Source organism: Streptomyces sp. P17 (assembly GCF_032436805.1).
Lineage (GTDB): Bacteria > Actinomycetota > Actinomycetes > Streptomycetales > Streptomycetaceae > Streptomyces.
Genome location: NZ_JAVRBF010000198.1, coordinates 1 through 965 on the forward strand (window position 1 = coordinate 1; position 965 = coordinate 965).

General features: G+C 42.9%; 2 protein-coding genes. Both read right to left on the reverse strand.

The window, feature by feature from the left end; all coding sequences use genetic code 11:
- Positions 1-229, reverse strand: a 229-nt coding sequence (locus RMT89_RS40335; RefSeq protein WP_315888720.1) for a hypothetical protein, incomplete at its 3' end; no start/stop codon positions are given.
- 69 nt (positions 230-298) lie between these two features.
- The gene (locus RMT89_RS40340; RefSeq protein WP_315888721.1) at positions 299-640 is read right to left on the reverse strand and encodes a hypothetical protein; all 342 of its coding nucleotides are present in this window, start codon (positions 638-640) and stop codon (positions 299-301) included.
- Between the last annotated feature and the right edge of the window lie 325 nt (positions 641-965).

Here is a 965-nt window from a genome sequence, read left to right on the forward strand (position 1 = left end):
TGAGGGTTTCACGTAGCCCAGACATATCCATCGGATTAGTTTTCACGATAGTAAATGAATGCGGTTTCTTTTTCATTGGTTCAGGCATTCTGTCTTCCACCATCGAATAGATGAGAAACAGAATTGCAATTATTGCCAGCATTCCTGCTAACCAAAACAGATTTGTGTTGTGGTATATTATTCCAGTAATTACCAGGATAATAGAGATTGCATTGAGGAGAATTGCCATTGTATTTCCTATCTAACTATCGATTTAAAAGGGTGCAACGTGGGATCGTAGAGACCCCACGTTATTCCTTTAGGCTTTAGGGAAGTATTTGTCTTTGATACGATTGAAGGTAGGTTCAAGGATGTCGTTAGCTTCATCGAAGTTTTTCTTTAGAGCATTGTTTTTGCTCAGTATTTCTTCTACCTGAGTTTTCTGATGAGCTAGTTCGAGCTTCTTTTCAGTGAGAATGGTCTCGAAGTAGTTATGCAGATCAAGCTCTGATGATACTTCTTGCTTAGCAAGAGAAGTAGTTACGTAACGATCAAGTGCATCAACTGACTTGGCAGTTGTGGATACGATTTTCGTAGATGCTTCTGCTGCAACAGTGACAGTGTTGAGGATAGCAGAGAGAGCGGTGCTGATGTTAGCCATGGTATGTACTCCGTTGGATGATGTGCTCAACGGCGCGTGAGCGCAAGTGTACTGAAGCCGGGTGGGTGCAGGACACCAGTGGTGTAGATACCGGGGGGGGGTACTTCATGTAATGACCGTGCTGCGCCCGGTGTACCCTACGCTTAAACATCTCCAAAAAAATAAACGCATGGAAAAATTTCAGCAGAAAAATTACATAAAGGATTACCCCACTAATATATGGGGTAACCTAGCTTTCGCATAACGAAGACTATCACTGCAATGGCTGTACCGAGATACATCATATACATACCCCAGCATTTGCTCATGGGGGTGTGCATGTCAT